The 20,873-nt window shown below is 56.5% G+C and carries 18 protein-coding genes and 1 riboswitch; of the genes, 16 read left to right on the top strand and 2 right to left on the bottom strand.

Going from position 1 to position 20,873, the window contains the following annotated elements; all coding sequences use genetic code 11:
- Window positions 1-92 precede the first annotated feature (92 nt).
- The 12 genes from C772_RS08215 to C772_RS08160 all read left to right on the top strand — a co-directional run bounded on the left by C772_RS08215 (window position 93) and on the right by C772_RS08160 (window position 16,212).
- On the top strand, window positions 93-1,625 hold the full coding sequence (locus C772_RS08215) for an AbgT family transporter (protein WP_008299015.1): 1,533 nt from the start codon (window positions 93-95) through the stop codon (window positions 1,623-1,625).
- A 200-nt stretch (window positions 1,626-1,825) separates the two neighbouring features.
- On the top strand, window positions 1,826-3,208 hold the full coding sequence (locus C772_RS08210; RefSeq protein WP_008299013.1) for an alkaline phosphatase: 1,383 nt from the start codon (window positions 1,826-1,828) through the stop codon (window positions 3,206-3,208).
- A gap of 274 nt (window positions 3,209-3,482) precedes the next feature.
- Window positions 3,483-4,337: a hypothetical protein gene (locus C772_RS08205; protein ID WP_008299011.1), complete on the top strand. Its 855-nt coding sequence runs from the start codon at window positions 3,483-3,485 to the stop codon at window positions 4,335-4,337.
- A gap of 32 nt (window positions 4,338-4,369) precedes the next feature.
- On the top strand, window positions 4,370-6,649 hold the full coding sequence (locus C772_RS08200) for an ATP-binding cassette domain-containing protein (protein ID WP_008299009.1): 2,280 nt from the start codon (window positions 4,370-4,372) through the stop codon (window positions 6,647-6,649).
- A gap of 127 nt (window positions 6,650-6,776) precedes the next feature.
- Window positions 6,777-8,426, top strand: coding sequence for an FAD-binding dehydrogenase (locus tag C772_RS08195; RefSeq protein ID WP_008299007.1), 1,650 nt, complete (start codon window positions 6,777-6,779; stop codon window positions 8,424-8,426).
- 66 nt (window positions 8,427-8,492) lie between these two features.
- Window positions 8,493-9,890: a vWA domain-containing protein gene (locus tag C772_RS16100; protein WP_008299005.1), complete on the top strand. Its 1,398-nt coding sequence runs from the start codon at window positions 8,493-8,495 to the stop codon at window positions 9,888-9,890.
- 80 nt (window positions 9,891-9,970) lie between these two features.
- A complete protein-coding gene (locus C772_RS08185) occupies window positions 9,971-10,519 on the top strand; it encodes an NADPH-dependent FMN reductase (protein ID WP_008299003.1) in 549 nt (182 codons plus the stop codon).
- A 284-nt stretch (window positions 10,520-10,803) separates the two neighbouring features.
- Complete coding sequence (locus C772_RS08180) at window positions 10,804-11,244, top strand: TlpA family protein disulfide reductase (protein ID WP_008298999.1); 441 nt, start codon at window positions 10,804-10,806, stop codon at window positions 11,242-11,244.
- 322 nt (window positions 11,245-11,566) lie between these two features.
- Entirely contained in the window at window positions 11,567-13,252 is a 1,686-nt protein-coding gene (abc-f, locus tag C772_RS08175; RefSeq protein ID WP_008298996.1) for a ribosomal protection-like ABC-F family protein, read from the top strand.
- 81 nt (window positions 13,253-13,333) lie between these two features.
- Window positions 13,334-13,852, top strand: coding sequence for a peroxiredoxin (locus C772_RS08170; protein ID WP_008298994.1), 519 nt, complete (start codon window positions 13,334-13,336; stop codon window positions 13,850-13,852).
- A gap of 36 nt (window positions 13,853-13,888) precedes the next feature.
- Entirely contained in the window at window positions 13,889-14,329 is a 441-nt protein-coding gene (locus C772_RS08165) for a redoxin domain-containing protein (protein ID WP_008298991.1), read from the top strand.
- 227 nt (window positions 14,330-14,556) lie between these two features.
- Window positions 14,557-16,212 (top strand): SWIM zinc finger family protein, encoded by a 1,656-nt coding sequence (locus tag C772_RS08160; protein WP_008298988.1) that lies wholly within the window; start codon window positions 14,557-14,559, stop codon window positions 16,210-16,212.
- Window positions 16,213-16,284: 72 nt separating this feature from the next.
- Here C772_RS08160 and C772_RS08155 read toward each other — a convergent pair whose 3' ends face one another.
- Together C772_RS08155 and C772_RS08150 are read right to left on the bottom strand one after the other, a co-directional pair.
- The gene (locus C772_RS08155) at window positions 16,285-16,968 is read right to left on the bottom strand and encodes a hypothetical protein (protein ID WP_008298986.1); all 684 of its coding nucleotides are present in this window, start codon (window positions 16,966-16,968) and stop codon (window positions 16,285-16,287) included.
- 101 nt (window positions 16,969-17,069) lie between these two features.
- Entirely contained in the window at window positions 17,070-17,624 is a 555-nt protein-coding gene (locus C772_RS08150) for a hypothetical protein (protein WP_008298984.1), read from the bottom strand.
- A 101-nt stretch (window positions 17,625-17,725) separates the two neighbouring features.
- Here C772_RS08150 and C772_RS08145 point away from each other — a divergent pair, with 101 nt between their 5' ends.
- The 4 genes from C772_RS08145 (at window position 17,726) to thiD (ending at window position 20,873) form a co-directional block, all read left to right on the top strand.
- Complete coding sequence (locus tag C772_RS08145; RefSeq protein ID WP_008298982.1) at window positions 17,726-18,310, top strand: TetR/AcrR family transcriptional regulator; 585 nt, start codon at window positions 17,726-17,728, stop codon at window positions 18,308-18,310.
- A 56-nt stretch (window positions 18,311-18,366) separates the two neighbouring features.
- Window positions 18,367-18,475, top strand: a riboswitch (TPP riboswitch).
- Window positions 18,476-18,568: 93 nt separating this feature from the next.
- The gene (gene tenA, locus C772_RS08140; protein WP_008298980.1) at window positions 18,569-19,252 is read left to right on the top strand and encodes a thiaminase II; all 684 of its coding nucleotides are present in this window, start codon (window positions 18,569-18,571) and stop codon (window positions 19,250-19,252) included.
- Window positions 19,249-20,043: a hydroxyethylthiazole kinase gene (thiM, locus tag C772_RS08135; RefSeq protein ID WP_008298979.1), complete on the top strand. Its 795-nt coding sequence runs from the start codon at window positions 19,249-19,251 to the stop codon at window positions 20,041-20,043. Before tenA ends, thiM begins: the two co-directional genes overlap by 4 nt.
- Window positions 20,040-20,873, top strand: coding sequence for a bifunctional hydroxymethylpyrimidine kinase/phosphomethylpyrimidine kinase (gene thiD, locus C772_RS08130; RefSeq protein WP_008298976.1), 834 nt, complete (start codon window positions 20,040-20,042; stop codon window positions 20,871-20,873). The genes thiM and thiD overlap by 4 nt, the downstream gene beginning before the upstream one ends.

The following is a 20,873-nucleotide window of genomic DNA, read 5'->3' as shown; positions in this document are numbered from 1 at the left end:
TAATATAGTTTTTATAGAAAAGATATTGAATCTTCAGCTCATCTTTACTAAGATAGAACACATGCTTTACTGTGTTAAAGGGGGAAAGTGTGATGGCGAATGCCACTGAAACGAAGAAGCGGGGGATTTTCAACCGGTTCCTCGACTTCATCGAGAAATATGGAAACAAGCTGCCCGATCCGATCATGCTGTTTGTCTATATCACTGCGGCCATCCTGATCGCCTCCGCAATCTTCGGCTTTATGGGCACGACCGCGACGCACCCGGGCACCGGGGAGAAAATCACAGTCGTCAACCTTCTGAACGCGGATGGTCTTGTCCGGATTCTTACGGAGATGGTCACCAACTTCACCAGCTTCCCGCCGCTCGGTCTTGTGCTCGTCGTCATGCTTGGCGTAGGGCTTGCCGAGTCGACCGGCCTGATCACCGCTCTCCTGAAGGCGTCGATCCTGAAGGCGCCGCAGAAAATCATTCTGCCGGTCATCGTCATCGTTTCGATCTGCGGAAACGCGGCTGCTGACGCGGCGATGGTCGTCCTGCCTCCGATTGTTGCGATGATCTTCATCGAACTCGGGCGCCACCCGATTGCGGGTATGGCCGCAGCCTATGCATCTTGCGCGGGCGGTTTTGCGGCAAACCTGATTTTGTCGCTGTCAGACCCGCTGGTTTACGGGTTCACGGAGCCGGCTGCTCATATGATCGACCCGGACTATGTCGGAAATCCGATGATCAACTATTATTTCCTCGTCGTGTCCGCGCTCGTCCTCGTACCGGTGGCGACATTCGTTACCAACCGGATTGTCGAGCCGCGCCTCGGCAAATATGAGGGGGCTGCCGAAGGCGTAGGAGAGCAAGTCACGGCAGAAGAAAAAAAGGGCCTCCTCTGGGCAGGTCTCTCTCTTGTCATCACCGGAGCCATCATCGCATTGCTGACGCTGCCGGAAAACGCCATTCTGAGGAATCCCGAAGATGGCGGGCTGATCGTGTCGCCGTTCATGGATTCACTGATTCCGATCATGATGATCCTCTTCCTCGTTCCGGCTCTGGCCTACGGCAAAGCCTCCGGCACGCTCAAGGACTCCAAGGATCTTGGTGACCAGCTCAGCAAGGCAATGGCCGGCATGGGTACATACATCGTCATCGCTTTTATCGCCGGGCAGATGATCGCCTACTTTAACTGGAGCAACCTTGGTCCGGTCATTGCGATCAAAGGCGCAGCCGCACTTGACTCGATCGGCCTTACCGGACTGCCGCTCTTTATCGGTTTTATGATCGTCGCCACGCTGATCAACTTGCTCGTTGCCAGCCAGTCCGCAAAGTGGGCGATTCTGGCACCGGTGTTCATTCCGATGTTCATGCTGCTCGGTTACGACCCCGCAGTCACCCAGGTCGCCTACAGGATCGGGGACTCCATTACGAACCCGATTACGCCGATGCTCGCCTACTTTGCCATCGTGCTCACGTTCGCGAAAAAGTACGATCCGAAAATGGGGATCGGGACATTCATGTCCTCCCTTCTCCCGTACACGATCGCCTTTGCCATCATGTGGACCATTTTGTTCAGTGTGTGGTACCTGCTCGGCCTTCCGCTCGGACCGGGCGGCGGAATTTATCTCGACCAATAAAATCAGCAGCCGTCCGTTTGCATAAATCTGGTGCAAACGGACGGCATTTATTTTTGGATTCAATAATTGTCGGGACCATTGTAATGATTCTTTTATACTGGTTTTTTCTAACAATTCCTTTACCCCGAATTAACTCTGCGTAAACATTCCTCAGATATAGTTGCAAGTGTTCGAGAAACTTGTATTGAGGAGTGGGTAGTATGCTGAAGAAAGTCGGAATTGCCGCGCTGGGGGCGGGCCTCATTTTATCCGGAATGGGTGGCCTTACGGCAGCAGATGCAGCCAAGCCGGAGTGGGCTGGCCAGGGCAAGCCGGAATGGGCCGGAAAACCCGGTAAGGGAAATGGAAAGGACAAAAGCAAAATTGAAAACGTCATTTATATGATTCCGGACGGATTCAGCGCTGATTACGCATCAAACTACCGCATCTACAAAGGCGAAGAAGCGGTGTGGGATGCGCATCTGAAAGGGATGTTCACTACATATTCGGCCAACTCGGACATCACGGATTCCGCAGCGGCGGGAACGGCGATGGCAACTGGCGTCAAGACGAACAATGGCGTAGTCGGCCTGGATGCAGAAGGAAATGAGCTGGAGTCGATCCTTGAGGCATCGGAAAAAGCCGGCAAGTCCACAGGCCTCGTCGCCACTTCGACGATCACACACGCAACGCCGGCTTCATTCGTCGCGAATGTTGAAAGCCGGAACAATGAAACGGAAATCGCCCGCCAGATGGCGGACAGCGAAGTTGATGTACTCCTCGGCGGAGGCAAAAACAACTTCCTTCCGGCGTCCGCAGGCGGCAACCAGGATGAACGCAACCTGATCCAGGAAGTACAGGAAAAGGGCGCTGCATATGTTGAAACCCGTGACCAGCTGCTCGACGTTGATGACCTGGATGTGGACAAAGGCGACCGCCTGATCGGCCTCTTTGCCGATGATGCGCTGGCGCCTGAACTCCACCGCGGCGAAACGGAACAGCCGAGCATTGCGGAAATGACAGAAGCCGCCATCGATGCGCTTGAAGAAGACAAGGACGGATTCTTCCTCGTCGTAGAAGGCAGCCAGATCGACTGGGCGGGCCATGACAACGACGCAGCATGGGCAATGTCTGACGTTGCGGCATTTGAAGAGGCGGTCGAAGAAGCGATCGAATTCGCCGAAGAAGACGGAAACACGCTCGTCGTTGTCGCGGGTGACCACGACACAGGCGGCATGACAACCGGCTCCAAGGGGTCCATGGCGCTGAACGCGGACATCCTCCAGGACGTGACGGCGACAGGCGACCACATGGCTGCCCAGCTGAACGAAGACCGTTCGAACGTGGCGGAAGTGGTAAAGACCTACACCGGTTTTGACCTGTCTGAAGAAGAAATCCAAACAATCAGTAAGGCGCGCAACGCCAGCCTGGCGATCAACCACGTGATCAGCGACCGCGCGAACATCGGCTGGTCGAGCACAAACCACACCGGCGCGGACATTCCGCTCTACGTGTACGGACCTGAAGCGGACAGCTTTGTAGGCCTCCATGACAACACGGACCTTCCGAAGCTGATCGCAGAAGCGATGAAACTCGACAAGTAAACAGAAGCAGGAAAGGGGACCGGGCAACCGGTCCCCTTTTGCTATGGAAAATCTGCAAACATTAAATATTACATCCCGTTTGAACGGGATGTCAATAATAAATTTGTGATATTTCCGAAAAAATGTTACAATAATCGTACAATTGTTTTCCCTACTCGTATTCCTATTTCTGCAGCATGTTCCGCAGATCGCAAAGAATACGTTTTTTTATATTCTTTTTTATACCGAAGTAAAAAACAGTTGGGGAGCAGTTTTACGGAGGAGGAAAAGAATCATGAATCTGATTGACAAGAAAGTCACACACGAACGTTTTGGGACCGGTAATATCGTTCGTTTTAATGATTCCAGAATTGAAATCAAGTTTGGCACGGAAAAAAAGCGTTTTGTTTTTCCGGACGTTTTCGGAAAGCACCTGGTTCTGCATGACCAGGATGCTGCCCATTCACTGAAGAAGTTGATTAAAGAAAAGGAAAGTGAACGGGAGGAAGAAGAACTAAAAAGGGAAGAGGAAAAAGAACTTCAGCAGAAAAAACAGGAACTCCGCCTGGAGCATGAAAAGCTGATGAAGAATCATAAGCTGCATCCCCAATCACAGATGGTCTTTTGGTGTTATCCTGAAGAACGGCATCGTGCTCTTTCGGAGTGGACCGTTTTTTCGGATGAGATTAAAAGTGGCAAGAATCAGGGGAAGCCGAACAAACCCATCCGTCTTCACCAAAACAGTGCCGTCCTGCTGACAGCAAGGGATTCCGCCATGCCTGAAAAAGACAGAAGGATCCTGGGGGTCTATATGGTGAACGAAGAATGCACCGGCAGGCAGTGTGAGGACGGAATGGTCCCTTCCCATTCAGTTTATCGACTCCCGCTCACCGAACAGGAATCGGCTCAAATGCATTTCTGGAAATACTATATCAACGAAAAAACACCCGACAAAATGACGTGGAACACAGGCAAATACCGTTACTTTGATAATTTGTGGATGGCCCAGATTTTGCGGGATATCGTTTCGTTGAAAAGTGACCCGAAGGAAAAGGAGCTCGCACAGCAATTCTTCGGGCATTTCTGCAAAATGAATCAGATCATCGAGCAGGAAATCCCGCAGCCTGACGGCGCATTAATGCGGCATTAATATCTGATGCGATCGGCAGAAAGGAACATGGAATGCCACAGGAAAAAGATGAGATCATCCTAAGAGGACTGAAAGAAAACAACCTGAAAAACATCGATCTGAATCTCCCGAAAGAGAAGATCATCGTGTTTACCGGCCTTTCAGGATCGGGCAAAAGCTCCGTCGTATTTGATACGCTGGCAACAGAGAGCCGGAGGCAGATGACATTAAACTATCCTGCCTATGTCAGATACCAGATGCCGAGATACGAAAGGCCCCAGGCCGACCTGATGCAGAATTTAAGCCCGGTGATCGTTGTGGAGCAAAGAGCTGCCGGAGGCAATTCACGATCCACGGTCGGCACCTATATGGATATTGATCCGCTGATCAGGCTGCTGTTTTCGAGGATCGGGCAGCCGGCGATCGGTTCCGCCAATGATTTCTCCAGCCAGAGTTCATTCGGCAGGTGTCCGGAATGTGGCGGGTTTGGGGAAGTGATCACGCCGGACGTGAATAAGCTGGTCGATTTCGACAAGTCGCTCAGGGAATATGCCGTCAGGTTCAAGCCGCTGTCGCCTTCCGGCTGGCAGGGCAATTGGATGATGACGTGCGGATTGTTTGATCCGGATAAACCGATTAAGGATTACTCGGAAGAAGACCGGCGGCTGCTGCTCTACGGCCCGCGGGAAGGGGAGCGCGCCTATGCACCGTTCCACACGAAGAATGGGCCGCAAAATGCGGAGTGGGACGGGTTATTGCCGCGATTTATACGCGTCTATATCAATCGGGACATTTCAAAGCTCAAGCAAGTCTCCCAGGAAGATGTTTTGGCCGTGTCGACCCATTCATTGTGTCCGACCTGCCAGGGGTCCGGCCTGAATCCGCAGGTGCTGGAATGCAGGATCAACGGCTTGAATATCGCGGAATATGATCAGTTGGAGCTTCCGGAGCTGCTGGCCGAACTGAGGAACATCCAGGATCCGACCGGAGAAGCGATCGCCAAGCAGGCCATCCCCTATGTGCAACAGCTGATTGACATGGGGCTGGGCTATTTGAGCCTGTCCAGAAGGGTGGGCACCCTTTCAGGCGGAGAAGCCCAACGGGTGAAAATTGCACGCCACCTGGGGAACAGCCTGAATAACCTGACCTATATTTTCGACGAGCCGAGCGCGGGCCTCCATCCGGAAGAAGTGCATCTGCTGATCCAGATGCTGAAAAAGATCAAAGACCAGCACAATACCGTCATCGTCATTGAGCATGATCTTTCCGTCGTAAAAGCAGCGGATGAAATCATCGAAATGGGCCCCGGGGCCGGCGTAAGCGGAGGCAGCGTCGTCTTCCAGGGGAAACTGGCAGGATTGGAAAATTCCCCGACTGCAAAAGCTCTGGAGCATCAGCTTCAGATAAATAAAAAGCCAAGGGACCATAAGGGATACTTTTCGATCAGAGATGCCAATCACAATAATTTAAAAGATGTCAGTGCCGATATTCCGAAACAAGTGCTGGTCTCAGTATGCGGAGTGTCCGGTTCAGGCAAAAGCTCTCTGATCCTGGAGGCATTCAAGGGGAAATACCCGGAATCCATCACAGTGGGGCAGGGCGGGATCGGAATCTCCAGCCGCTCGACCATGGCGACGTACATGGGGATCATGGATGACATCCGTGCGGCCTTTTCAAAAGCGACGGGGCAGCCGGCGGGATTGTTCAGCTTCAACTCCCTGGGAGCATGTCCTGTCTGCAAAGGAAAAGGCGTCCTGACGCCGGAAGTGGCATTTGCGGATCCGGTCACGATCCCGTGTGAAGCATGCGGCGGGACAAGGTACTCGGATGAAGCCCTGTCGTATCGGTATGAGGGCAAAAACATCATCGAGATTCTCGAATTGACCATCGACGAGGCTGCCGATTACTTTAAACAGCAAAAGATCCTGAACAGGGTGCATACGCTAAAGAACGTCGGATTGGGTTACCTGACGCTGGGGCAGACGACGAGTTCGTTGAGCGGAGGGGAAGTCCAGCGCCTGAAGCTCGCAAGCCAATTACAGAAAGAGGGCCAGATCTACCTTCTCGATGAACCGTCCCTGGGTTTGCATGCGGTAGACTCCGGAAAACTGCTGGACGTTTTTCAGAACCTCGTGGACAGGGGGAACACGGTCATCATCATCGAACACAATCTGGACCTGATCGCAGCAAGCGACTGGGTCATCGAAATGGGCCCGGGAGGAGGGAAGCGAGGCGGGGAAATTCTGTTCGAGGGGACACCGGAAGACATGCTGGGCGCACAGACGGTGACCGCAAAATGGTTAAGGGACGGGGTTGGCGCAGACCAGCCATAAAAATGGAATAATAAAATTTGGCCGCATTCCGAATGGAGTGCGGCTTTATCGTAATCAGACATTCTTGTGAATAGGCGGAAAATTCATTTACAATGAGAGGAAACCGGACACGGAAGGCGGGATGGGGATGGAATACGACGTAATCACGGTCGGGCACGGACTCGCGGGGCTGGTTGCCGCAGCGGAACTGGCGGAAGCGGGGAAGAAGGTCCTGCTCCTCGATCAGGAGCCGGCGTCGAATTTCGGCGGGCAGGCCTGGTGGTCGTTCGGCGGGCTGTTTCTCGTGGATTCGCCGGAGCAGCGCCGGATGGGCATCAAAGACTCCCATGATCTGGCCTGGCAGGACTGGCTCGGAACGGCAGGATTCGACCGGATGAATGACGAGGATGAGTGGGGCTATCAGTGGGCAAAGGCGTATGTCGACTTTGCCGCGGGCGAAAAGCGCGAGTGGCTCCGGTCGCTCGGCGTCCGGTTTTTCCCGGTTGTCGGCTGGGCGGAGCGCGGCGGTAGCCTCGCGGACGGACACGGCAATTCCGTCCCGCGCTTTCATATCGTGTGGGGAACAGGCCCGGGGATTGTCAGGCCGTTCGCGGAAAAGGTCCGACAGGGGATCCATGAAGGACTCGTCCACTACCTGCCGCGCCACCGGGTGACGGAATTCATTACGGAAAACGGGACGGTAACGGGTGTGCGCGGGGAAAAGCTGGCGGCGGACGACCGCCCGCGCGGCGAAAAGACCACCCGTGAAGTGGAGCGGCTCTTTGAAGCGCGCGCAGGCGCGGTGCTCATGACAAGCGGCGGGATCGGCGGCAACCATGAACTGGTCAGGAAAAACTGGCCGGAGCGCCTCGGCACGCCGCCTGAACGCATGCTGTCAGGCGTGCCCGCCTATGTTGACGGGCAGCTGCTCGGAGAGGCGGAAAGGGCAGGCGGGCGGCTCGTCAACCGCGACCGCATGTGGCACTACACGGAAGGCATCCAAAACTATGATCCGGTCTGGCCGAATCACGGCATCCGCATCCTGCCCGGGCCGTCTCCGCTCTGGTTTGACGCGGAAGGGCAGCGGTTCGGCGCGCCCAACTTCCCGGGCTTTGACACACTGTCGACGCTCCAGGCGATCGGGAAAAGCGGCTACGACTATTCCTGGTTCGTCCTGACGAAAAAGATGATCGAGAAGGAGTTCGCCCTGTCCGGCTCCGAGCAGAACCCGGACCTGACCGGCAAAAGCATCCGGATGATCCTATCCCGGGTGCTCCCGGGTGCACCGGAGCCCGTCGAGAAATTCATGAAGCGGGGCGAGGACTTTGTCGTCGCACGGACGCTTCCGGAGCTGGTCGACGGCATGAACGACCTGGTCGGCGAGGAGCGCATCTTCCTTGAGGAGATGGAGCGGCAGATCCGGGCGCGGGACCGCGAGATCGACAACAAGTTCGCCAAGGACCTCCAGGTGATGGCAATCCGGAGCGCACGTGCGTCAATGGGCGACAAGCTTGTCCGTGTCGCCCCTCCGCATCGCATCCTTGATCCCGCAGCCGGTCCGCTGATCGCCGTCCGCCTGAACATCGTCAGCCGGAAGACGCTCGGCGGCCTTCAGACCAACCTGTCGGGCCAGGTCCTGGGGGCGGACGGCAAACCGGTTCCGGGCCTCTATGCCGCAGGAGAGGCGGCAGGCTTCGGCGGGGGCGGTGTCCACGGCTACCGCTCGCTTGAAGGCACCTTCCTCGGCGGCTGCCTGTTCTCGGGACGGCAGGCGGGCAGAGCGCTCGGGCAGGGATAAACATTTGGCTGTACAGATTGCGAAACAGGAGGGAAGGGTGCGGCCTGAGGGGGCGCAGCCGCCAAAATGAGAAAATGGATCATCGGCCTTGCAGCAGCTGGCATATTGGGAATCGGGGCATGCAGCGGGGAAGAAGCTGCTCCCGAATCCGGCGGGCAAGAACCTGCAGAAGAAACTGAAGTAAAGGATGAAGCGGCGTCCGGGGAAGTAGAGAAGTCCGGCAATGCAGGCTCGCGTGAAATGATTGACCCTGCCTTCATGGTGGAAATGGGGGACGTGGAGGGATGGATGAAAACCGGCCCGGGTCCGTATGGAGGCGACCAATACGATGAGGAAGCGGTCCGGGCGGAAATCGGCCAGTGGCCGGAAGGACTGGATCCGGAAGACTATTTTCGGGCGATCGTGTCACTGACTTCGGCTGATTACCGGCCTTATCAGGAGATATTGGAGACCACTGAAATCGATTATGGAGAGCTGACCGATACGCCCGACGCGGAATCCGGGGAAGAAATCCCGGCAGATGCCCCTCCGCTGAACGTCCAGATTTTGCTGGATGCCAGCGGCAGCATGGCCGGACAGATGGAAGGGCGTTCAAAGATGGATCTTGCCAAGGAAGCGATCACCGGTTTTGCGGGCAGCCTGCCGGACAATGCGAATGTCTCTCTCAGAATCTACGGACATGCGGGATCCAACCAGCCGGACGGGAAGGAACTTTCCTGCTCCACGACGGAAGAAGTGTATGCCCTGGACAGTTATGATGCGGCTTCCTTCAGGAAGGCGCTGGACACGGTTGCGCCTACGGGCTATACGCCGATCGGCCTTGCGATGGAAGAGGCGGCCGCCGATCTGAAGCAGCACGGTGACGGTGCACAGAATGTCGTCTACGTCGTCAGCGACGGCAAGGAAACATGCGGCGGGGACGCGGTCGCTGCGGCAAAAAGCATGCAGCAGGAAGGCATCCGGGCTGTCGTCAATATTATCGGCTTTGATATCGCGGAAGAAGAACGTCAATCGCTTGAGTCCATCGCAGAAGCGGGAGGCGGGGAATACCTCCGGGCCGACACTGCAGAAGAGCTGAAAAATACGTTCAGTGAAGAGCGCACGGCGCTCATCAATGACTGGTTCGACTGGGTCAACGAAAACATCAACAGCACCTATGACCAAAGCACCGACTATGCGCTGGATGCCTATGACAAGGAGACGGAAGCCAAACTTCTTCTGTATGACGAGCAGACCCGCCAGAAGCTTCTCGCGTATGATCTGGAGGGTCAGATGGAGGGAGTAGAGAGTTCCGATATCATCGATATGATCAGTGAGCGCACCGGGCTGATGCTGGACCACGTCCAGGAAGGGTTCCAGGCAATCAGGGATGAAGCCAGTGAGGAAGGGAACAAAATCCGGGAAGACATCAGGGAAAAGGGGAATGATGAGCAGGAAAAGCTCAGAGAAAATGACACTGATTAAGCCTGGTAAATTAAGTACTTGAAATCTTCCGACCTTTTGACCGAAGATAGAAGAGGTCTACATAAGGGGAGGAGATTCATGTGAAGGTACTGACACTGGTCGGCAGCCTGCGGAAGGAATCGTTTAACCGCCGGCTGGCCGAGACGATGCAGGAACGCTATCAGGATAAATTCGAGATGGAGATTGCCGATATCGGCGCGCTGCCTCATTTCGACCAGGACGAGGAGCTGGATCCGCCTGCTGTCGTGAAGGAGTTCAAGCAGAAAGTGCTGGATGCGGACGCGATCATCATCGTGACGCCGGAGTACAACTGGTCGGTTCCGGGTGTTTTGAAAAACGCGCTGGACTGGACGTCCAGGGGCGAGCGGGTTATGGTCGGCAAGCCGGTCTTCCCGCTGGGCGCATCCATGGGCATGGCCGGAACACTCCGCGCGCAGATCCACCTGCGGCAGATCCTGGTCGCGCCCGGCGTCTCCGCCAAAGTGCTGCCTCCGGGCGGAAACGAAGTGCTCGTCAACTTTGCCCAGCAGAAATTCGAAGGCGAATCGGGCAGCCTGACCGACGGGTCCACGCTGGAGTTCCTTGATCAGAAAGTGGATGCGTTTATCGAGTTTGTGAAAGAGGGCTAATGTGCAGCCGGAGGCTAACTCCGGCTGTTTTTTGATGGGGATCCGGCGAGTTTGAAGAATACGGGCGCGAGTTTGAAGATTAGGTGCGTGAGTTTGAAGATTAGGTGCGTGAGTTTGAAGATTAGGTGCGTGAGTTTGAAGAATACGGCGAGGAGGCTTAACATTAGCTCTCCCGGGAGCGCAAACCGGCACCTTAAATCAGTCTAATATTAACTGTCCCACCTAAAACCACTGTTTCAACGTTTCATTTCCCGGGAAACTTATGCAACAGGAGGGGATTCCCGATGAAACTGCATGAACCGATGCCGGAACTGTCCGGCGCGACCGCATGGCTGAACGGTGAAAAAACGAAGGCGGAGCTGGTCGGCGACAAGCCGACGCTCATCCATTTCTGGGCCGTCAGCTGCAGCATCTGCAAGGAAACGATGCCCGAAGTAAACGAACTGCGGGACAAGTACAAGGATGATCTGAATGTCGTGGCGGTCCATATGCCGCTCACCGGCGCAGACAATGACATGGACAAAATCCGGGAGGCGGCGGACCAGTACGGTCTCACCCAGCCGGTGTTCGTCGACAGTGAGTACAAGCTCACCGACGCCTTTGAAAATGAGCTGGCTCCGGCGTACTATGTCTTCGACAGGGAAGGCCAGCTCCGCCACTATCAGGCGGGCCGGACCGGCCTCGACATGGTGGAGGACCGGATCGAGCGGGTCATCGAACAATGAGGAGTGCCCGGCGCATCAGGCGCCGGGTTTTCTTGGGCATAGTTGCCGGCCCTCAGGTCATATGATAATCTGGACTCAACTTAATTCGGAAAGGAATGACGAATGGGAAGATGGACAAGTGACGGAGCGCTTTAGACGAATCGGATGCTTTTTTCGAACGTCGGCGGGATCCGTCTGCCCATTTTTCCATCGTCATCCCGAACTGCGGCCGCAACCGTGCGGCTTGTTTGACGACGCGTAAATGAGGCGTTTTTCGGATCCCTCCGGCCACTATGGCCGGGGGGGCTTTTTCATGCCCTCCAGGAAACAGGGAGGAATCTGTATGTTGCTTGGAAGACTGGAGGAACTCACCGTCGTCTACGGGGATGTCACGATTTTTGAGAAGGTATCGGCTGATATACCGGAAGGCGCGGTCATCGCGCTTGTCGGTCCGAACGGTGCGGGCAAATCGACGCTGATGGAGCGGATTGCAGGCAGACGGGAGCCGTCTTCGGGACGGGTGCGCTGGCACGGGAAGCGCCCTTCCGTCACTTATTTCCGGCAGGAGGAGGTAGCGCCGGACCTGCCGGCTGAAACAGGCGAAGTGCTGGCCGAACGGAAGAAATGGCGCTTATCCGATGAGGTTGCATACAATACCGCGAGCGGGGGTGAGCGGATGAAGCTCCGCCTATCCGCCGCCCTTGTGGAACCAAGCCGGCTCGTGCTGCTCGACGAACCGACCAACCACCTCGACCGGGAAGCGCTGGAGCGCCTGATCGGACAGATCAGCGAAAGCCGGTCGACCTTCATTGTCGTGTCTCATGACCGTCATTTCATCGATCGGGTCGCGGACAGCATATGGGAGCTGGACCATGGCACCCTCACCGAATACGAGGGCAACTACACCAATTACCGGAACAAGAAGGAAGCTGCGCGTGCCGCGCAGCAAAGGCACTACGAACAACAGCAGAAAAAAGTCGCGCGGGTCGAGGAACAGCTTTCGCAACTGTCCGACTGGTCGGACAGGGCGCACCGGGAATCGACGAAAAAAGGCGGCATGAAGGAGTACTACCGGGTCAAAGCAAAGAAAAAGGACATTCAGATCCGCTCCAAGCGCAAACGCCTCGAAGCCGAGCTGGAGAAGGATGGCGTGGAAAAGCCGGAAGAAGAGGCGTCCGTTACGTTCGACGTAAAAGGCGGCCGTCGAAAGGGCATGAGGGTATTCGAACTCCGGGACGTTTCGAAATCATTCGGAAAACGGACGCTTTTCCGTGATGTGCGTTTTACCGTATTGTCCGGAGAACGCCTCGCCCTTCTAGGACCGAACGGCTCGGGCAAGACGACGCTATTCCGCATGCTGCTTGGCGAAGAGCCGCATGAAGGGGAGATCTGGCGGACGGAAGGGATGACGGTCGGCGTGCTCAGCCAGTCGGTGCTGGACCTGCCCCTCGGGAAGACGATGGAGGCCTACTTTTCCGCCGCCACGTTCGAACAGCAGGGAAAGCTCCGGACCGACCTGGCGAATCTCGGCTTTACCGCGCAGCACTGGACACTTCCGCTTTCCCGGCTGAGCATGGGCGAGCGGCTCAAGGTGAAGCTGATGCGGTTCATCCTGGAAGGGACAGATGTCCTGCTCCTTGATGAGCCGACCAACCACCTCGACCTGCCGTCCCGGGAAGAGCTGGAGCGGACACTCGGCACATTCCCGGGAACGCTCCTGTTTGCATCACACGACCGGTACTTTACAGGGAAGCTGGCGGATGGCATCCTCGTATTCGCGGAAGGGACCGTCCGGAAACTCCCGATGACGCCCGCTGAATGGGAAGAAAAGCGGAGCGGGGAAGGGAAGGACAGGGACGGCAAGGTGATGGAAGAAGAGCGCCTGCGGCTTGAGACAGAGCGCCAGGCGGTCCTCGGCAAACTCAGCCTGCTATCACCGGGCGATCCGGATTATGCAGGTCTAGACACCCGTTTCCTGGAGCTGACCCGCGAGATCCGGCAGCTTGAAGAGCATAGGAAGGGCAATTGAACCATTGAAAACCGGCCATTGTTCTGCTATTCTTTCCTTAAATTTAGTTTGAATTTTCTTTAAATTAAGGGGGTAGGCACAATGGTGGAAAGAATGATCGGTAATCCGGCACCCCGCTTTGAGATGAAGGCCGTCCTGCCGAGCAGGGAATTCGGCACGGTCAGCCTGGAGGAAAACATGAAAAAGGGCAGATGGACGGTCCTGATTTTTTACCCGATGAACTTCTCTCAATCAAGCCCGGCCGAGCTCACGGCGTTTTCCGACCGCCAGGTTGAGTTTGCGGAGCTGAATGCCGAAGTCATCGGGATCTCGACGGACACGGTCCACGCCCACCTCGCCTGGGTCGGAATCGCCCGCAAGAACAACGGCCCCGGAGGTCTGAACTTCCCGCTTGCCTCGGACCGGAAGCTCGCTGTTTCCCGGGATTACGGCATGCTCATTGAAGAAGAGGGCATCGCGCTCCGCGGTCTCTTCATCATCAGTCCTGAAGGCGAACTCCGCTATCAGACTGCCTTCCGTGAAGACATCGGCAGAGATATCGATGAGACGCTCCGGGTACTGCAGGGCCTGCAAATGGGAGGCCGCCGCGCCGCGAACTGACCCGGGCCGGGGACCTTTTAAACAGGAGGAGATCTGATGAAACTTCGCACACCGATGCCCGAGCTCCACGGCGCAACCGATTGGTTGAACGGTGTGAAAACCAGGGCGGATCTGGTCGGTGAACGTCCGACGCTGATCCATTTCTGGTCCGTCAGCTGCCGCCTCTGCAAGGACATGATGCCCGATGTCAGCGCAATCCGTGACAAGTACCGGGACCGGCTGAATGTCATCGCGGTCCATATGCCGCGCTCGAGGGAAGACACAGACCCGGGGAAGGTCAGGGAAGCGGCCGCGGCGCACGGCATTACGCATCCTGTCTTCGTCGACAGCAGAAGCAAGCTGACTGCTGAATTCGGCAACCGGTATGTTCCCGCCTATTATGTCTTTGACAAAAGCGGACGTCTCCGCCACTTCCAGGCGGGTGAAGGCGGCATGTCCATGCTGGAAAAGCGCATCACCCGGCTTCTGGAAGATTGACCATGAATTTCACACCCGGCCGCTATCTGAAAAGGGAGCGCCCGGGTGTTTTGTGTGTGCAGCCCTTGTTTTGAACCATGGTAGGCCTTTCGATAAAATAAATTCGACTGGGGGAAGGGTATATGGAGAAACGCAAAAAGAGGAAACGCTCTGATTACCTGGGAAGAGGCTGAAGAGCAAGGGCTGATCGATAAAATGCGAACTCGCAGAAGTAGGGGGTGCTGAAAGTGAACCTGACCCATTTTGAAAACAGGATCAGCGAAGTGATCCTTAAACGTGCTCATCGCTACTTCCTGGAGGGCCGTGTGACAGATGTCCGTGAAATCACTGGCGGTGAATTTGAAGTAGTTGTGGAAGGCACAACCGACTATGAAGTGTCTCTTGTAGTAGAGGCTAACGGGGACATTCTTTATTCAGAATGCAGTTGTCCGTACGATATGGGACCGGTCTGCAAGCATGAAGCAGCCGCTTATTATGAGATTCGGAAGATTTTGCAGGAGCGCAGGCTGTCGAATTCAGTCCCGTCAGCAGAGCTGACCAAGATCCTGGAGGCCATGCCTCGGAAAGAGCTGATCTCGCTGCTGCTGGAGCAGGCACAGAAAGATCAATTGCTTCGGGAGAAACTGATTGGGCATGGCAAGCCGGCTGGTGACGGTTCCTACATAAGCGGAGTGGAAAGAGCGATCGAGAAAATTGAGGACAATTACTCGGACCGTTATGGATTTATCGGCTATGCCGAAACGATGGATTATGCGGATGACATGGAAGAGTTGCTGGATAAGAGAAGTGATGTGGAGGATCCTGTGCTCAAGGCGGAGGTTGCCTGGCGCATTCTTCGTAAGGCGGTCGGTGCTCTGAAATACGCTGATGATTCCGGGGGAAGTTTCGAATTGCTGATTGACAGTGCAATAGAAACGATTCGTCAGGCAGCAGAGGAAGCTGCGAAAGAAGAACGTGAAGCCGGTGAGAAATTGCTTGAGCGCATAGTGGTCTGGAGCGCAGACAAGGTTTTTGATGAGTGGAAGTATATCAGCCACAATTTGCTTTTTGCCGCGCTGGAATTGGCTGACGTCCCTGATTTCAGGAAAAGATTGATGGAATGGATCATGGAATTGTTCCGCAAAGCGGATGAATACGATCGGCGTGACCTTCTGGATATACAGATGGAACTGATTGTCCGGGGCGGCAGCGAAGAGGAACTGAACCGGTTTCTGGATGAGTATGTGCAATATTCAAATGTACGGGAGGAAGCCATCCGCCGCGCGGCCAACGCAGGTGCATTTAAAGAGGCGATTGAACTGGCGAGGCAGGGGGAAGAGCAGGACAGCGAGGACGCTGGGCTTATGAAGAAATGGCGCGCAATGCGGTTCAATTTGCACAAAGAGACCGGACAGAAACGGGAAGCCGAGAAACTCGCCTGGATGCTGCTGGTCGACGGAGAATTGAACTATTACGGGGAACTTCGTGAGCTATCAGCAGACTCTGGCCAACTATATGAAACAGCCAAGCAAAAACTTAAGGATGCCGGAACGTGGAGGGCCGAGCGAGTTTTCCTCTCCCTGATTGACCAGGAAAACGACCTTCCGGAAATGATGGCCCGTTCTTGGGCGAAACCGTCCTCGATCACTTCCTACGGTAAACGGTTGGCCGGTGAATATCCGGAAGAAGTCGCGGAAATTTATGAGACCTACATCATGGATACTGCCAAGCGGTCTTCCAACCGGGGCCAATACCGGGAGTTGTGCAATATTCTTAAAGCCGGCATCGGAACAATTGGAAAAGTTCAGGTGGAATCGCTGATCGTCCGACTTGAAGCCGATTATCGGAGGCGTCCGGCGATGTTGGACGAGCTGGAAAGATTGAAAAGAGAAATACACTCATAAATAAGCCGTCCGCACCCGGTAAATGGGTGCGGCCGGCTTTTGATTGTCCCGATGCAGTCTGCTTCCCGGCCATTATTCCCTCACAGGGGCAGCGGCCTCCGTGTTCCCGGTTTCTTTGTCCTCCATCTTCACCTTCGTGACCGCAAGCGAAGCAATCAGGATCAGTTCGAACAAGTTCGTCGCGGCGTCGCTCGGGATGTCCGGATTGAACATGCTGCCGATGGTCATGGCAACCGTACCGGCGAGCATCCACCAGGAACCGGCCTTCCATGCAAGGAAGATCCCGGCAACCAGAAGCGCTGCGAGAACGATCAGGATCATGGCAGGCGGTCCGGATGCTTCCTCCGCTGAAGAGTAGCTCAGCACGCCATAGCTTTCGCTTTTCTCCAGCTTCAGGCCGCTGAGCACGGTGGTGTATTCGACGACGACCGCGGCAATGGCGGCCGCCCAGAACAGCAGGGCCGCCCAGCTTTTTTGTGCCCACTCAATTCCGGCCTGCCGCATCGCGCCGAGCGAGAATAAGATCAGGGTCGGCGTCACAAGGGCGTGAAGCCAGAAGCGCGCAGCATTCAGCCCCTCCAGCAGGGCCCCTTCCCCGATCAGGCTTCCGACCGCCAGGATGCCGTTGTCATAAACAAGTGCCAGCATGACGAGCAAGATGACGCTCATCAGCGTCCAATGCCTTTGTTTGTTGACGGACCAGATTAGCAGTCCGAGATAAGCAAGGGCAAATGCCCCGAAAATATACGGATCCATCCCATCACTCCCGTGTCCGTTTCGGACAGTTTCTTCCACTCTTCCCTTTAGAAAGGCATGCGGAAACCTTTCTTTGTTATACAACAGATAGGGACAGCCCCTCAGCGGGCGCTGTCCGTTTTGGCTTTTCTCGGCCAGATAAAATAGGAGAGTGAAAGGGCAAGGTCGATGGCGGCGACGAGCGTCCAGACTTTCAGAATCTGCAGGAGGACTTCGGTCTGCTCCGGATTTCCCGCGAGGCGGATCAGGAGGAAGAGGTAACCTCCGCCGAGCACCCAGGCCAGAACATGAAGGAGGCTGCCCGAGAGTTCGTGCCTGGCATGGTCGTAGCCGTACCGCTTCACCGGCCTCGGCCCTTTTTTCATGATGTGATAGCGGAAGCGTTCATCCGCCCACCGGATCATCCGCTTTCCGAACGTGAGCGAGACACCCAGGTAGATGGCGGCAATGCCGTGGGCGGCCGTGGCGGTCGCATCATTGGCAAGGATGTCATAAGTCGTCGCAATCAGCAAAATCAGGTCGAGCACCGGTGTCATGGCCAGCAGCAGCAGCCCAAGCCGTTTCTTTCCAAGCAGATAGCGCGTGACAAGACCTGCTGCGATAAATACCCAGAATCCGACTTCCGCGGCGATGATCAGGAAGGCGATAACGCTCATGTTTGCACTCCTTTTTAATACGTTTGTGTTATTTAGATTTTAACACGCACTTTTTAATTAGCACAAGTGTTTTATTTAAAAACCGATGGTATACTAGAGGTATGCCAAAAATCGTGAATCATGAAAAGCGGCGCGAGCAGATTGCGGAAGCCATGTGGCGGGTCATCCTGGAAAAGGGCATGGAAGGGGCGACGGTTCGGAACATTGCCGGGGAAGCGGGGCTGTCAACGGGTGCCCTGCGGCATTATTTCAAGGACCAGGATGAACTGCTGGTGTACGCGATGCGCCTTGTCAATGAGCGCGTGGAAAAACGGGCGCTGAGCATCCTGCAGGAGGAGCTTCCTCCCAAGGAAAAAGTGATCCGGGTGCTGCTGGAGATTGTGCCGGTCGACGAGGAGCGGCGGGCGGAAATGGATGTGTGGTTTACCTTCCAGGCGCATGTCCGCCACCGGAAGGATTTGGAGGGCGCACCCGGCCATGCGCTCCGCGGGGCTGTCAGCAAGCTTTTCGACTTTCTGAACTATGAAGGGGTGCTGAGAGAGGACCTGGACATCGGGCTCGAGGCGGAGCGGCTTTATTCAATCGTCGATGGGCTGGCGCTTCACGCGTTTCTTGAGCCGGAGCACCTGAAGCCGGACCTGGCGGAAGCGCTCATCCGGGACTCGGTCGGCAGGATCAGCAGGTAAAGCGCCTCTTGCAAAATATTCTGTCCATGATATAGTGGGTGTGAAAACTGAACATGAACTGCCACTGGGGGAGCCTTTCAGAAAGGCTGAGACGCGCATGGGCTGCGCGGACCCTTGGAACCTGATCCGGATCATACCGGCGTAGGGAAGTGGGGCCCGCAGCTTTAGCTGTATCCGAATGCAGATTCAGGCCGCCTTCCGCGTCGAACCGGAAGGCGGCTTTTTCATGTTCTCCAACCAGGAAAGGGGACAGAGAAGATGGGATTTTGTGAACGGGTAAGGCGGGAGTGCGACGGGATCTGGGAGGCGAGTTTCCGGCATCCTTTCGTGGAGGCGCTCGCTGACGGAACGCTTGACGAGGATGTCTTCCGGTTTTATGTGCTGCAGGACGCGTACTACCTGTCTCATTTCGCAAAAGTCCAGGCTCTTGGCGCGGTGAAGGCGCAGGACCTGCTGACGACACAAAGCTTTGCCAGGCATGCGGAAGCGACATGCTCCGCGGAACTGGCGCTTCATGAAGAATTCTTCACGATGCTCGGCGTGACGCCGGAAGAGCATGCGGCGTTCCGGCCGGCGCCGACCGCGTACGCCTACACGTCACATATGTACCGGGCGGCCATCGAGGGCGACCTTGCCGATGTGCTCGCCGCGCTGCTTCCGTGCTACTGGCTGTATTGGGAAATCGGCGAGCGGCTGAAGGGCGCCGAGCCGGGGCACCCGGTCTATGATAAGTGGATCGCAACCTATGGCTCAGAATGGTTCGGCGAACTGGTGAACGAGCAGATCGGCAGGATGAACCGGCTGGCTGAGGAACTGCCTGAAGAGCGCATCCTGGAACTTGCGGAGAGGTTCCGCAAGAGCAGCATCTATGAGCTCAGCTTCTGGGAGATGGCCTGGACGAAAGAACAGTGGGAGACTCCGGAAATGGAGGGTGCAAAATGAGCAGACTGTTGTCGGAACTCCGTGAAAGCCGCCCTCTCGTCCACTGCATGACGAACATCGTCGTCGCGAACTTCCAGGCAAACGGGCTGCTTGCCCTCGGTGCTTCCCCAGTCATGGCGGCCGCGCCTGAAGAGGCGGAAGAAATGGCGGCGGCCGCCTCCTGCACAGTGCTGAACATCGGAACACTCCACCGGGAGGCGCTGGAAGCGATGGAACTGGCGGGCAAGTCAGCGAACAGGGCGGGGAATCCCGTCATACTCGATCCGGTCGGCGCCGGCGCGACCCGGTTCCGGAGAGATGCCGTCAGCCGGCTGCTCGGGGCGTTGGATGTGGCGCTGATCCGCTGTAATGCAGGCGAACTTGCCGCAATTGCGGGCGTAGACTGGCGGGCCTCCGGCGTGGATGCGGGCGAAGGCACAATGGATACGGAGGAAGTCGCTGCGCAAGTGGCACGGCAGCACGGCTGTCTTGTCGCGGTCACCGGAGAAACGGATGTGCTCACGGACGGGGAACGGACTGTGCGCATCGGCGGCGGACATCCGGCCATGAGCCGGATCACCGGCGCCGGCTGTTTGCTGAGCGCGGTGTGCGGGGCGTTTCTCACGGCGGGCAAAGATGACCCGTTTCGTTCCGTGGCCGCGGCACTCGCCTTCTACAAGGCGGCGGGAGAGGGCGCGGCGGAAACTTCATCTGTTCCGGGAAGCTTCCTTCCGGCATTTATCGACCTGCTGGCGCTTCTGGAAGACGGAGACTTCGAGCTTCCGGAATCGGCAAAGGAGGTGCGGGCATGATGGGCGTCGCACTTACCATTGCGGGATCGGATTCGGGCGGCGGTGCGGGCATCCAGGCGGACCTGAAGACATTTCAGGAGCTGGGCGTGTTCGGCACGTCCGCGCTCACTGCCGTCACCGCTCAGAACACGCTCGGCGTGCACGGTGTCTGGCCGCTCGGCCCGGAGGCGATACGTGCGCAGATGGATGCGGTGTTTGCGGACTTTGATGTGGCCGCCGCAAAAACTGGCATGCTGTTTTCCGGGGAGATTATCGGCGAGGTCGCGGCGGGCCTTGCCGCGGCGGGCAACCCGGTGCTCGTGGTGGACCCCGTCATGATCGCGAAGGGCGGCGCACATCTGCTGCGTGAAGAGGCCATAGCGGCCATGCGGGATAAGATCCTGCCGGTGGCCACGGTCATCACGCCGAACATTCCCGAAGCGGAGGTGCTTGCCGGGATGGCGATCAGGTCCGCGCAAGACATGGAGGAAGCCGGCCGACGGCTGATTGCGATGGGCGCCCAATCTGTCGTCGTGAAGGGCGGTCATATGGAGGAAGAAAAGCGGGCCTGCGACCTGTTCATGGACGGACGCGGGGAGCGGATCTGGCTGTCAGCGGAGCGGATCCGGACAAAAGACACCCACGGCACAGGATGCACGTTCTCCGCTGCACTCACGGCATTTCTTGCTGCCGGGGAACCGCTTGAAAAAGCCGTCGGGGGAGCCAAGCGGTTCATCCATGCGGCGATCTCCGACGGTCTCGGCCTCGGCGGTGGCCACGGCCCGACCAACCACTGGGCCTATCACCGTGCCGGAAATGCCCTGAAAGGAGAGGTACTCATTGATTCGTGA

The organism is Bhargavaea cecembensis DSE10 (assembly GCF_000348905.1).
GTDB lineage: Bacteria > Bacillota > Bacilli > Bacillales_A > Planococcaceae > Bhargavaea > Bhargavaea cecembensis.
Note: the sequence above shows the minus strand (reverse complement) of the source record. Positions and strands in the feature narration are given on the sequence as shown.

Coding starts and splice junctions, on each gene's coding strand:
- C772_RS08215 (WP_008299015.1), top strand. CDS start 93: ATGGCGAATGCCACTGAAACGAAGAAGCGGGGGATTTTCAACCGGTTC.
- C772_RS08210 (WP_008299013.1), top strand. CDS start 1,826: ATGCTGAAGAAAGTCGGAATTGCCGCGCTGGGGGCGGGCCTCATTTTA.
- C772_RS08205 (WP_008299011.1), top strand. CDS start 3,483: ATGAATCTGATTGACAAGAAAGTCACACACGAACGTTTTGGGACCGGT.
- C772_RS08200 (WP_008299009.1), top strand. CDS start 4,370: ATGCCACAGGAAAAAGATGAGATCATCCTAAGAGGACTGAAAGAAAAC.
- C772_RS08195 (WP_008299007.1), top strand. CDS start 6,777: ATGGAATACGACGTAATCACGGTCGGGCACGGACTCGCGGGGCTGGTT.
- C772_RS16100 (WP_008299005.1), top strand. CDS start 8,493: ATGAGAAAATGGATCATCGGCCTTGCAGCAGCTGGCATATTGGGAATC.
- C772_RS08180 (WP_008298999.1), top strand. CDS start 10,804: ATGAAACTGCATGAACCGATGCCGGAACTGTCCGGCGCGACCGCATGG.
- abc-f (WP_008298996.1), top strand. CDS start 11,567: ATGTTGCTTGGAAGACTGGAGGAACTCACCGTCGTCTACGGGGATGTC.
- C772_RS08170 (WP_008298994.1), top strand. CDS start 13,334: ATGGTGGAAAGAATGATCGGTAATCCGGCACCCCGCTTTGAGATGAAG.
- C772_RS08165 (WP_008298991.1), top strand. CDS start 13,889: ATGAAACTTCGCACACCGATGCCCGAGCTCCACGGCGCAACCGATTGG.
- C772_RS08155 (WP_008298986.1), bottom strand. CDS start 16,968: ATGGATCCGTATATTTTCGGGGCATTTGCCCTTGCTTATCTCGGACTG.
- C772_RS08150 (WP_008298984.1), bottom strand. CDS start 17,624: ATGAGCGTTATCGCCTTCCTGATCATCGCCGCGGAAGTCGGATTCTGG.
- C772_RS08145 (WP_008298982.1), top strand. CDS start 17,726: ATGCCAAAAATCGTGAATCATGAAAAGCGGCGCGAGCAGATTGCGGAA.
- tenA (WP_008298980.1), top strand. CDS start 18,569: ATGGGATTTTGTGAACGGGTAAGGCGGGAGTGCGACGGGATCTGGGAG.
- thiM (WP_008298979.1), top strand. CDS start 19,249: ATGAGCAGACTGTTGTCGGAACTCCGTGAAAGCCGCCCTCTCGTCCAC.
- thiD (WP_008298976.1), top strand. CDS start 20,040: ATGATGGGCGTCGCACTTACCATTGCGGGATCGGATTCGGGCGGCGGT.